General features: G+C 44.1%; 15 protein-coding genes. 11 read left to right on the top strand and 4 right to left on the bottom strand.

Going from position 1 to position 12054, the window contains the following annotated elements; translation table 11 throughout:
- Window positions 1-67 precede the first annotated feature (67 nt).
- Window positions 68-1816: a methyl-accepting chemotaxis protein gene (locus C6347_RS13575; RefSeq protein ID WP_106071740.1), complete on the top strand. Its 1749-nt coding sequence runs from the start codon at window positions 68-70 to the stop codon at window positions 1814-1816.
- A 228-nt stretch (window positions 1817-2044) separates the two neighbouring features.
- Window positions 2045-2437: a RidA family protein gene (locus C6347_RS13580; protein ID WP_060595555.1), complete on the top strand. Its 393-nt coding sequence runs from the start codon at window positions 2045-2047 to the stop codon at window positions 2435-2437.
- A gap of 32 nt (window positions 2438-2469) precedes the next feature.
- On the opposite strand, the gene C6347_RS13585 is transcribed toward C6347_RS13580, so the two are convergent.
- The 3 genes from C6347_RS13585 to C6347_RS13595 are packed head-to-tail and all read right to left on the bottom strand — an operon-like array spanning window position 2470 to window position 3431.
- Entirely contained in the window at window positions 2470-2709 is a 240-nt protein-coding gene (locus C6347_RS13585; protein ID WP_066031316.1) for a DUF2651 family protein, read from the bottom strand.
- Between the two features lie 25 nt (window positions 2710-2734).
- The gene (locus C6347_RS13590; protein WP_066031315.1) at window positions 2735-3028 is read right to left on the bottom strand and encodes a DUF5316 domain-containing protein; all 294 of its coding nucleotides are present in this window, start codon (window positions 3026-3028) and stop codon (window positions 2735-2737) included.
- A gap of 25 nt (window positions 3029-3053) precedes the next feature.
- On the bottom strand, window positions 3054-3431 hold the full coding sequence (locus tag C6347_RS13595) for a VOC family protein (protein ID WP_066031314.1): 378 nt from the start codon (window positions 3429-3431) through the stop codon (window positions 3054-3056).
- 184 nt (window positions 3432-3615) lie between these two features.
- Between C6347_RS13595 and C6347_RS13600 the strand changes: the two genes are divergently transcribed.
- From C6347_RS13600 to C6347_RS13635, 8 genes are all read left to right on the top strand, one after another.
- Window positions 3616-3885, top strand: a complete 270-nt coding sequence (locus C6347_RS13600; protein WP_080769491.1) for an excalibur calcium-binding domain-containing protein — start codon at window positions 3616-3618, stop codon at window positions 3883-3885.
- Window positions 3886-3988: 103 nt separating this feature from the next.
- Entirely contained in the window at window positions 3989-4768 is a 780-nt protein-coding gene (locus tag C6347_RS13605) for a Cof-type HAD-IIB family hydrolase (protein ID WP_370876201.1), read from the top strand.
- 175 nt (window positions 4769-4943) lie between these two features.
- Complete coding sequence (locus C6347_RS13610) at window positions 4944-5702, top strand: LamB/YcsF family protein (protein ID WP_034664046.1); 759 nt, start codon at window positions 4944-4946, stop codon at window positions 5700-5702.
- Between the two features lie 26 nt (window positions 5703-5728).
- A complete protein-coding gene (locus C6347_RS13615; RefSeq protein ID WP_060595560.1) occupies window positions 5729-6946 on the top strand; it encodes an NRAMP family divalent metal transporter in 1218 nt (405 codons plus the stop codon).
- Window positions 6947-6951: 5 nt separating this feature from the next.
- Window positions 6952-7743 (top strand): putative hydro-lyase, encoded by a 792-nt coding sequence (locus C6347_RS13620; RefSeq protein ID WP_106071741.1) that lies wholly within the window; start codon window positions 6952-6954, stop codon window positions 7741-7743.
- 18 nt (window positions 7744-7761) lie between these two features.
- Window positions 7762-8508, top strand: a complete 747-nt coding sequence (pxpB, locus tag C6347_RS13625; protein ID WP_106071742.1) for a 5-oxoprolinase subunit PxpB — start codon at window positions 7762-7764, stop codon at window positions 8506-8508.
- Window positions 8505-9518 (top strand): 5-oxoprolinase subunit C family protein, encoded by a 1014-nt coding sequence (locus C6347_RS13630; protein ID WP_060595563.1) that lies wholly within the window; start codon window positions 8505-8507, stop codon window positions 9516-9518. The genes pxpB and C6347_RS13630 overlap by 4 nt, the downstream gene beginning before the upstream one ends.
- Before the next feature lie 14 nt (window positions 9519-9532).
- Entirely contained in the window at window positions 9533-10294 is a 762-nt protein-coding gene (locus C6347_RS13635; RefSeq protein WP_106031653.1) for an IclR family transcriptional regulator, read from the top strand.
- 45 nt (window positions 10295-10339) lie between these two features.
- On the opposite strand, the gene C6347_RS13640 is transcribed toward C6347_RS13635, so the two are convergent.
- Entirely contained in the window at window positions 10340-10975 is a 636-nt protein-coding gene (locus tag C6347_RS13640; RefSeq protein WP_060595565.1) for an FMN-dependent NADH-azoreductase, read from the bottom strand.
- A 404-nt stretch (window positions 10976-11379) separates the two neighbouring features.
- Here C6347_RS13640 and C6347_RS13645 point away from each other — a divergent pair, with 404 nt between their 5' ends.
- Window positions 11380-12012, top strand: coding sequence for a GDSL-type esterase/lipase family protein (locus C6347_RS13645; protein ID WP_060595566.1), 633 nt, complete (start codon window positions 11380-11382; stop codon window positions 12010-12012).
- The last annotated feature ends 42 nt before the right edge of the window (window positions 12013-12054 follow it).

A 12054-nucleotide genomic window follows, 5' to 3' on the forward strand; every position in this document is an offset into this window, starting at 1 on the left:
ATTTTTTTATGACTTTTTTAATAGTTTTCCCCGCTTGACGATATATGATGTAAGGGGGAATTTGTATATGAAAAAGAAAACGTTTGCGTCAAGAAGTGTCTTTTTTCAATTAATGTCTGCCATTATCGTGATCACGATCTTAACCGGCGGACTTGTAGGCACAACGGGGTATTTGTTAGCGAAACATGTCTTAATTGATGCCGGGAAAGCAGATTTAAAGCACATCGTCAGCGGAGCAATGGCTACACTTGCACAGTTGAATGATCGTGTAGAGAAAAAAGAACTGACGCTTGAACAGGCACAGGAACAAGCCCGTATTTACTTGAGCGGGCCTAAAAATGACAACAGGAAAGGGTACCAATTTCAAAAATCAGATTTTATTTATAAAAATAAAGGCTATCTCGTCGCATATGGAGCAGATTATTCCTCTCAAGTCCATCCTGTCAATGACATTGGCGTCATTCCAGATAATACGACCAATCGTGAAAAAATGGTCGCTGGAGCCAAATCAGAAGGCGAGGATGCACACTATGTGACCTATTTAGATAAGGACGATGCCACCGGGGAAGAAAAACAAAAGCTTGCCTATATGAGTCAGTTCACGCCCTGGAATTGGAGTATCGGTATCGCCGTCTTTCAGGATGAATTTTATAAAGAATTAGAGCAGATGAAGCTCTATATCATGCTCATTACAGCAGGTGTTGCTCTTCTCAGTCTTGGCGTCTTTTATTTAGCTGCTCGAGGAAAAGTCAGGCTGCTCAAGCAAGTCACTGCTGCTTCAAAAGAAATTGCGGCGGGGAATCTTGAACGCACGAGTTTAAAAGAAACAACAGATGAAATTGGACAGCTGGCAAAAGGCTTTAATCATATGTCAGGAGAACTCAGGACACTTGTGAGCGGTCTACAGGAAACGAGCAGCCAGCTTGTTGAATCAGCGACAGATTTATCGGCGATATCTGAAGAAACCTCAGCCAGCAGTGAAGAAATTGGCCGAGCCATTGGCGACATATCGACCGGAACGCTTCATCAGGCATCTGACCTTGATGCAGCCAATCAACAAATGACCCAGTTCAATCAATCCATCGAAAATGTCAAAGAACAAAGCGATCAAATTAAACGAATCTCTGACCAATCGAGTCAATCATCGCAGCAGGGCCAGCAAATTGTTCAGCAATTAAAACAATCAAATGAACAATCCATACAAGCGTCTCAAGGCATTAGAGCAGGCATTGAGCAGCTAAGTACAAAAGTACAGGATATCTCTAAAATTACAGATACGATTGAAAGCATTTCAAATGAGACAAATTTACTAGCGCTGAATGCAAGCATTGAAGCAGCACGTGCAGGAGAGCACGGCAAAGGCTTCTCGGTTGTGGCGAGTGAAGTGCGGAATTTAGCTGAGCAGACAAAGCAATCAGCCGTTCAAATTCAGCAAATGGTACAAGGCATTAAAGAAGAAACGACGGCAACAGCCGGTATGATGTCCAAGACAATGGATCGTTTTGCTGAGTTAGATAAAGCGGTACATGCCACAGAACATGAATTCAATGCCATCTCTACGTCGATTTCACAAACCATCGTTGAAACAGACGCAATGGCAAAAGAGCTGAATGCATTGCTGGAGCAAAACGACCTCATCACAAAAGCCATGCAAGGCGCAGCCCATATTTCTCAAGAAAATGCCGCTGCGATCGAAGAGATCACCGCATCCACAGATGAACAAGTGACAGCCATCTCCAATGTGGCAAAAGCAGCAGAAAGACTCAATGAGCTGAGTATGCGATTGAATCAGGATATTGCACGTTATCGTCTATAAATCATTTTGACTACGTGTCACTTGTCAGGTACTATGTAGTTAATCTAAAAACCTTGCTCACGCAATCAAAAGGAGTGTACCGGTCATGAAAAAGAAAATATTGATGTTCTTACCTTGTGGCTATGGATACTCCACTGCTGTTTTCTTTTAGAATAGATAGAAATTGGTGAAGTCTGTCTACATGAGGAAGAATCTAGCAGAAAAATCAAAGTGAGTGAGGGATATAACATGGAAAAAATCACGAGAAAAAACCCAGAAAGTATGCCGAAGCCCGTTGGCAGCTATAGTCATATCACAAGAGTACCAAAGGGCGCGGGATTATTTGTTACATCGGGTCAAGTCGGAACAGATATGGATGGACAGGTCCCATCAAGTTTAAACGACCAAGTAACCAATACATTTGAAAATATTAAAAAAATCCTTGAATCAGAAGGATTGAATGAAGAGCATGTCATCAAGGTCAATATATGGGCAACGGAAGAAATCGACTGGGACCATCTATATCCTCAGTGGGATACGATCTTTAAAACAGCTTACCCATCAATGACGGTTGCTTATGTATCAGCTTTAGGATGGCCCGAGCTGAAAATTGAAATTGAGCTATGGTGCGCCGATATATGATCAAAAAAAAGAACAGTGCAAACTGTTCTTTTTTACTTGAATCGAAACCGCTTTGTCATCCATGCAGCGATCAACGTAAAGACGGTGTAGATGACGACCCAAATGAGAAAGGATTCATCCCCGCCAATGTATGTGTACATAAGAATGACGCTGGCTAACAGGACAATCAAAGTTGGCATCCAAACATTCTTCAAAAGCATTGTGCCAAAAATGCCAATCAGCACGGAAATAATGGGGAAGCCAAATACAACGAATAAGACAAAAACAGCCATATCACGAACTCCTTTTAACAAGTGTTTACATCAAAACATAAAAGATCGACACTGCCATGTGCGGAAGTGCAAAGATCATAATGAGAAAGGCCGTATCAAGACGCCATATGCGGTGCTCTTTTGTTTCAGAATGATAGGCTGCCCGCGTTTCTTCCCCGCTTGTCCAAGCCCCCATTAGAAGTCCAGACATCATGACGCCAATAATAGAGATTCCACCACTGATCCACCCTATCCACTCATGGTGCTGCAAAATAATAGCGGCACTGCAAATCACAATCATTGAGCAAACACCGGCGATAAAGGCATGTTTTTTTCTCATGCTGATTCACTTCCTTCAAAGAAGATTAGGAGATGGCATCACATATTTCAATGAAATGCCCATCAGGATCAGCGACATAAGCGACGGTTTGACCCCATGGTTTCTTTGCAGGTTCTTTGATGATCGGAACCCCTTTTTCCTTCATTGATGCAATGGTTTGATCCACGTCATCCACAACAAACCCTATCTCAAACGTTTGAGAGGATTGATTTGCTTCAGGGACAGGTAATCCAAGTGCATCTTTGACATCCTGGCGTGAATTAATTGATAATGTCACGTCCCCCGTGTCAAACTCAACATAGGATTCAACCCTGAGTTTCATAGGAAAGCCAAGTACATGTTGATAGAAATGAATACTTGCCTCAACATCGTTTACATATAGAATGGTATATTTCATTTTCATGTGAAAAACTCCTCTTTTCATATACGTGTCAAAAACGGAAAGGTTTCCCACTCATTGTACCACATAGGAGATAAAGCACATTTTATTCCAAAAAAATCATTTTTTTTAGCGCAATAGTCTTGAAAAACAAAAAGTGGTGACATATGATAAAAATGTAAAAATAGAAAAAATAGGGGGATCATACATGTTGAAAAAAATCATGGTGGCTGTCTTGTCATTAGGTCTTTTACTAAGCTTTACACAAGTCGACACCCACACTGCAGATGCAAAAACGGTCAAGTCCTACAAAAACTGCAAAGCACTGAACAAAGTCTATAAAGGCGGCGTGGCAAAAAGCAAAAACACGAAAAACAAAGGCGGCAAAACAAAGTACAAGCCGTATGTGTCAAAAGCACTTTACCAAAAAAATATGCGACTTGACCGTGATAAAGACGGCATTGCGTGTGAACGCTAAGCCAATGCAAAGAGACCTGTAACAAGGTCTTTTTTCTATGGGATCAAACTCGTCCCTTTGTGCCAGCTTCCTCTTTATATTAAAATAAAGATAGTTACAAAAAATGATACAAAGTGGGGTACTCAATTTGTCCATACAAGCTGATAAGAAAGACATCCGATTGATTGCCATTGATATGGATGGCACGCTGTTAAACAGTGAACACGTCATTCCAGAGGAAAATAAACAAGCCATTAAAGATGCTGAAGCAAAAGGGGTCCATGTGGTGATTAGCACAGGGCGGACGCTGATGACATGCCGAGAGCTGGTTGAGCCGCTTAAGCTGTCTTCTTACCTTGTGACAGCAAATGGAAGTGAAATCTGGGATTCAAACTTCCAACTGATCGAACGAGATCTGCTGCATCCTGATCACGTCCAAATGATGTGGGATCTAAAAAATAGGTTCGAAACCGATTACTGGGCTTCCACTGTGGAGAAAGTGTGGAGAGGTGAATTCCCAGAACGAATTCATGACCATGAATGGTTGAAATTTGGCTTTGATATTCATGATGATGACGTTCGTGAGGAAGTACTTAATACATTGAAAGCAAATGAGCATCTAGAGATCACAAATTCAAGTCCGACCAATATCGAAGTCAATGCGGCAGGGATTAACAAAGCTGCGGCTCTTGCAAAGGTAGCAGAACGCATTGGCTGTACGATGGACAATGTCATGTCACTTGGCGACAGCCTAAATGATATGGCCATGATTCAAGAAGCCGGATTAGGAATTGCGATGGGAAATGCGCAAGAAGTGGTGAAAGAAGCCGCTGATTGGATTACAGCTCCTAACACAGAACATGGTGTAGCAAAAGCCATCCAACATTGGGTGCTATCTAAATAAAGAACATGATGAAAAAGCGAGAGGCGATATCCTCTCGCTTTTTTAATTTCTCCTAGTTCTATTGTTATGTTTTCTGACAATGTCATGTGCAATCTATCCAAAATTGATATAATCAATATAAATTCGAATATTCGGACTTTATATTCCGTTATTCGGAACAACAAGGAGGGATCCTATGTATCAAGTGGATATCAACTGTGATTTGGGAGAAAGCTTTGGTCAATACACAATCGGTGCGGACGAACAAATTCTTGAATATGTCACGTCAGCCAACATTGCTTGCGGTTTTCATGCAGGAGATCCAACGGTCATGAGAAAAACGGTCAGAATGGCGCTGGATAAAGGGGTCCAAATTGGTGCGCATCCAGGTTTGCAAGATTTGGTCGGCTTTGGCAGACGTCCAATGGCGATCTCGGCAGAGGAAGCCTATGATCTCGTCGTCTATCAAATTGGCGCTCTATCAGCCTTTCTCAAGGCAGAAGGCGGCACTATGCAGCATGTCAAGCCGCACGGCGCCCTTTACAACATGGCGGCTAAAAATACTGAATTATCTGAATCGATTGCAAAGGCTGTGTATCATGTCGATCCAAGTCTTGTGTTATTCGGTCTCTCAGGCAGTGAACTTGCGTTAGCAGGTGAGAGAATTGGCCTTCAAGTGGCTCATGAAGTATTTTCTGATCGGACCTATCAAGCAGACGGGACGCTGACATCCCGCCGCGAACCACATGCACTCATTGAAGATGATGAACGGGCAGTTCAGCAGGTCGTTCGTATGGTGCGAGAAGGGAAGGTTCGTACCGTTCAAGGGGAAGATATTTTGCTTAAAGCAGATACGGTCTGTATTCACGGAGACGGCAGTCATGCGCTTCAATTTGCCAAAACCATTACATCAAAACTAAAAGAAGCGAGCATTCATCTCAAAGCCTTTCAATAAAAATCGTCATCAAAGGGGGAAACAGCATGAAAAAAGAGGAAGTCAAGCACACGAAGGCACCAAAGGGGAATCGTTCTATGCTGATGGGCGCAGCCTTTTTAATGGCGACGTCCGCAATAGGACCGGGATTTTTAACACAAACGACTGTCTTCACACAGCAGCTTGCGGCTAGCTTTGGGTTTGTCATTCTCATCTCTATTTTGTTGGATATTTTTGCACAAACGAATGTATGGCGCATCATCGCCGTGTCAGAAAAGCGAGGTCAGGATATTGCGAATATGGTTCTGCCGGGGCTCGGTTATGTGCTGGCCTTTTTGATTGTCATTGGGGGACTTGCCTTTAACATCGGAAATATCGCTGGTGCTGGTCTCGGTTTTCAGGTCATCTTCGGAGTCGATCCGCGAATCGGAGCAGGGGTCAGTGCTGTCATTGCCATTCTGATCTTTGTGATCAAAGAGGCTGGAAAAGCGATGGACCGTTTCACACAGGTAGCAGGCTTTGTCATGATCGGCCTGATGCTGTATGTGGCGATTTCAACAGCGCCGCCCGTTGGGGAAGCAGCACTCAGAACATTTGTCCCAGAAGAAATTGATATTTTATCGATTGTGACACTTGTCGGGGGGACAGTTGGCGGCTATATCGTTTTTGCTGGCGGACATCGTCTATTGGATGCTGGAATTAAAGGGAAGGATGCACTTCCTCAAGTGACAAAAAGCTCTGTTTTCGGCATCCTGATTACATCTGTGATGCGTGTCGCTTTATTTTTAGCCGTGCTAGGAGTGGTCTCAAAGGGTTTACAGATTGATCCAGCGAATCCGCCTGCTTCTGTATTCCAGTTAGCGTCTGGAAATGTTGGATATAAAATGTTCGGGATTATTATGTGGGCTGCGGCGATTACATCGGTTATTGGAGCGGCTTACACATCTGTTTCTTTCTTTAAAACCTTCTCGCCAAAAATTGAGCAAAATCAACGTGGCATTATCATCGGCTTTATTGCCCTCTCTACTATTTGTTTTATTACGATCGGACGACCTGTGAACATATTAGTTTTAGTTGGGGCGATCAATGCATTGATTTTACCTCTCGCACTTGGCACCTTGCTGGTTGCGGCCTATAAGAAAGAAATTGTCGGCGATTACCGTCATCCATTCTTTTTGACAGCGTCAGGTGCATTGGTTGTCGTCATCATGGCTTTGATGGGCGGATATACCATTATGAATGAAATCCCGAAACTATGGAGTTGATTTGATTGAGTATTGATCAAACATATGAGCCTTCACAGATCAGAGAGTTGATTCGTAAAAAAGAAATCACAGGACCAACGGCGGGTTTAGCAGAGGGATATGCTCAAGCCAATTTAATGATCGTTAAAAAGGAACTTGCCTTTGACTTTCTTTTGTTTTGTCAGCGCAATCCGGCTGCATGCCCCTTGCTTGATGTACTGGAGCCGGGTGATCCAGTGCCGAGACGGTCGGCACCCCAAGCGGATATTCGTACGGACTTTCCTAAATACCGTATTTACCGAAAAGGGATTCTTCAAGAAGAGGTTTCAGATATCTCTGCTTATTGGGAGGATGATATGGTTGCCTTTCTCATCGGTTGCAGTTTTACGTTTGAGCATGCGCTCATGCTGAATGATATCCCTGTTCGCCATATTGAAAACGGTCATAACGTTCCGATGTATCAAACGAATATCTCTTGTGAAAGAGCAGGGGTGTTTCATGGCCCGATGGTTGTCAGCATGAGGCCCATTCCGGCGCATCAAATTACAAGAAGTGTACAAGTGACGTCTAGATTCCCGTCAGTTCATGGCGGCCCCATCCATATAGGCGACCCAGCGATGATTGGAATTGCCAATGTGGATCAGCCGGACTTTGGAGAACCATCTGTGATCAAAGAAGGAGAAGTCCCGGTGTTTTGGGCATGTGGTGTGACGCCGCAGGCCGTTGTCATGCATACAAAACCAGACATTGCAATTACCCATGCACCTGGGCATATGTTCATCACAGATCAAAGAGATCAACAGCTCGGTGTGCTTTAGAAAGAGAGGGATCCTCAAGTGGCATTTTCAACGATAAAAGATTTTATCACCTTCCACCCGCTAGGAGATGCAGCGATCGTTATCCAAGCAGGAGCAGACATATGTGAAGAGATTCACGAGCGTGTTGTGCAGCTGTTTTCGTGTATTGAGCAGTATCCATTTGCCGGATATGTGGAAGCTGTTCAAGCCTTTACAAACGTGACTGTTTTTTACGAGCCATATACCGTTTATCAATCTGCCCACCTTCAAAAAATGGACTTGTCTCCGTATGAATGGGTGAAAAACTATATTGAAACACTTCTTGAAGAGAAATGGCAGGAGGGGGTTCAGTCGAAGCGCCGCATCGTCGATATTCCAGTCTGCTACGGGGGAGAGCTGGGACCTGATTTAGAAGAAGTCGCCCGGATCAATCGTTTAACGACTGAGGAAGTCGTGCGTATTCACACTGCAGGGACGTATCTTGTCTATATGATTGGATTTGCCCCGGGGTTTCCATTTTTAGGCGGGCTGTCTGAAAAGATCGCAGCCCCGCGCAGGGAAACGCCGAGAATGTCCATTCCAAAAGGATCTGTCGGCATTGCGGGAAAGCAGACCGGCGTTTACCCCATTTCCACACCCGGCGGCTGGCAGCTCATTGGACAAACCCCGCTGCCACTCTTTTACCCAGACGAGAAAGTCCCAAGTCTATTGAGAGCAGGGGACGAGGTCAGATTTGTCCAAATGTCTGAAAAGGAATTTTTCAGCATGAAGGAGGCAGAACGTTGAGTATTCATGTCATCAAGTCAGGAATGTTCACAACCATTCAAGATAAAGGGCGGAAAGGCTATCAAAAGTATGGCGTCTTAACGAGCGGCGGCATGGACCCGCTCTCACTTAGAATTGCCAACATTCTCACAGGCAACGAGGTAAACGAAGCTGTGCTGGAAATGACATTAATGGGGCCGGGTCCTGTGTTGACGTGTCAAAAGGATGAGCTTATTGCAGTGACTGGCGCTGATGTGGAAATCGACATCGATGGAGAGCCAGCCCCTTTATGGAAGCCGCTCTTTGTTCGATCAGGAAGCACGATCACCTTTGGTCCTTGTAAGAGAGGCTGCCGCGCTTACCTTGCTGTGGCAGGTGGATTCGATGTGGAGCCGGTCATGCAGAGCAAAAGCACCTATGTGAGAGCAGGAATAGGTGGACTGAACGGACGTCCGCTTGAAAAAGGAGACGTCCTGTCCATTGGAAAGCCTTCAATCGTAGCGGATCGATTGTCTGATAGGCTCAAAAGCGAAGTGAAACAGGCGGCGTACAGCGCACCCGATTGGACTGTAAGTCATACGCATTTTTTGCCGCTGCGGAAATCGCCCGTGATTCGGGTGCTGCCAGGGAGACACCTTTCTTTTTTTCAAGAAATATCTCAACACACCTTTTTCGAACAGCCTTACCAAGTCACGCCTCAATCAGATCGCATGGGCTGCCGCTTGAAGGGGGAGCCGGTTCATTTGAAAGAAAAGCTTGAATTGATTTCAGAGGCGGTTGCCTTTGGTTCTATTCAAATTCCTCCTGACGGCCAGCCGATTATTCTGCTGGCAGATCGGCAAACAACAGGAGGATACCCGCGTATTGGAGAAGTAGCGACGGTCGATCTGCCGCTCATTGCACAAGCGATGCCTGGGGCGAATCTGTATTTTAAGCGAATCGATCATCAGGACGCAGAGCAGGCGCTATTTAAGCAAGAAGCAGAATTGAAGGAGCTGGCTGCCAGAATCAAGCTGGAAGCATTCGTTTAGAAAAGGGGATGGACATGCAAAATACAAATAAAACCGTGGTGAAATCAATGGAGATTTTGCGGCTGTTTATCGCTCGTGACCAATTAACGTTAAATGAAATGATCGAGCTCTCCGGCATGCCGAAAACGTCTGTGCACCGCATGGCGAGCTCGTTAGCCGATATGGGATTATTAGAAAAACATGATTCAGGTGTTTATCGTTTAGGCCTGATGTTTCTTGAATACGGTCAGCTTGTGGCGGACCGCCTTGATATTCGGAGAATTGCAAGACCATTTATGGAAGGCTTGCGGGATGAAGTGGGAGAAGCTGTACAGCTCATCGTTCGTGAAGGAGACGAAGCCATTTACGTGGATAAAATCGAAGGGACGCAGCCTGTTCGTCTCTACACCGCCGTCGGCAGGCGCTCTCCCCTATATGCAGGTGCTTGTGCAAGAAGTATTCTCTCCTTTTTGCCAGAGCACGAGAGACTCGCTTATATTGATTCGATTGAGCTAGGGAAAATCGGAATCGGGACCATTACAGATAAAGAGGTTCTTCGAAACATACTGGATGAATCAAATGAAAGGGGCTATACGTTAAGCTATTCGGAGCTTGAAAACTATACCGCTGCGGTTGGAGCCCCTATTTTCAATCACCTTGGAGAAGTCGCAGCAGGTATTAGCATTGCAGGGTTTGAAGCAGGCTATCAAAAGGAACGCCTTCCATATTTAATTGAGCAGGTCAAAAAAGCCGCGAGTGGTATCTCTAGAGAGTTAGGCTTTCATCTAAACAAATAAAAAGCCAATGACCGTTAAGATCATTGGCTTTTCGCGTTCAGTTTATTAGAAAGTTTTTCCTAAAGCTTTTGCACGTTCGATCGCATCTGCTTTAATTTGCTCTGCTTTCGCAGGTTCAGCATTGTGACCTTCAACGATAAGACCTTCGAAGGAAGGAATTCCGAAGAAGCTCGCAATTGTACCAAGGTAACGGTGGCCTGCTTCAAGTTCAGCAGCAGGACCTTCAGAGTAGTATCCGCCACGTGCTTGGATGTGTAGAGCTTTTTTGTCTGTTAATAATCCAACAGGACCTTGCTCAGTGTATTTGAATGTTTTACCAGCTACAGCAACAGAGTCGATGTATGCTTTAAGAACTGGTGGGAATGAGAAGTTCCAAAGTGGTGAAACAAATACATATTTGTCAGCAGAAACGAATTGATCGCTTAATTCGTTTAGGCGAGCAACTTTCGCTTGCTCTTCAGCTGAAAGTGTATCGAAGCCAGCACCTGATTGCAGCTTGCCCCAGCCAGCGAATACATCTGCATCAATGTGAGGGATGTTTTCTTTGTACAAATCGATATGTACAACCTCGTCATTTGGGTTTGCTTCCTTATAAGATTCGATAAATGCTTTAGCAGTAGCCATACTGTAAGAAACTGTTTCATCATGCGGATGTGCAGTGATGTATAAAACTTTTGCCATGTTCATTCAATCCTTTCTGTTTCAGTGTTTTTTTTAGTGTATCCCAAAGATACACTGAATATGTGGCATCTTTAATCATATTGGAATGCTATGAAAAAGATGTAACAAGAACAGTTACATAAAAACTGATATTTTCATTGTAATCACAATGTAGTTTGAAGTCAAGGTATAAAGTCTCGAAATCAAGATAAAAAGTTTGTAAATTTTTTTGAAACGCTTGGAGATACGGATTTCATCATAAAAACCTACTCCTATTGAACAAAAAAACAGTCGATCTCGCAAGTAAAGAGTTTGTAAAGACGTCTCACGAAAAAAAAGATGAATGCCCCTAAGCCATCTGCTACAAGCATCTGTTCTCCGATTTCGTATATATAAGAGAAGGCAGGAGAGAGTGAGGGATAAGAGTGGGACGATCCTATGTTGCGACTGGAGATTCCTTAACAGTGGGAGTGGGGGCACGTTTATTTGGCGGAGGCTTCGTTGAGCGGTATCAATGGATGCTTGAAAAAAAGACACAGGCGTCAGTCGAGCTGTCCGTATTTGCAAAGTCAGGGTTAACGACGGATCAGATTTTACAGCTGTTCAAACGATCTGATGTGAGGCGTGCTATTGCACCAGCTGACATCATCACCATCACAGGCTGCGGGAATGACCTTGTTCAAGCGATTCAGCAGTATGAAAAGGGTGAAGATGAAAAGAAACTGCTGCAAGCGACGCTGCATTGCCAAGCAAATTTCAGCAAAATGATTCAAGAAATCGCTCAGATCAAAAGAGGGCAGAAGCAGCCCTATTGCGTGTATCTCATGAATTTATATAATCCTTTTCCGCAAATACCAATAGCCGGGCGGTGGCTTCAGCAATACAATCATCAGCTTTGCTCGCTTGCGACAAATCCGCATGTAGAAGTTGTGGATGTGTACCGGGCGTTTGAAGGACATGAAAGAGAGTACTTATCGATTGATCAATTTCATCCAAACCATAAAGGATATGAAGCGATGGCAAAAGCATTGTTTCAACAATCCTGTAAAAAACTGTAATCCGTTGGGGTTGCAGTTTTTTTCATCCTTTTCAATAAATGA

Origin of the sequence: Bacillus sp. NMTD17 (genome assembly GCF_002998735.1) — a bacterium.
Classification (GTDB): Bacteria; Bacillota; Bacilli; order Bacillales; family Bacillaceae; genus Bacillus.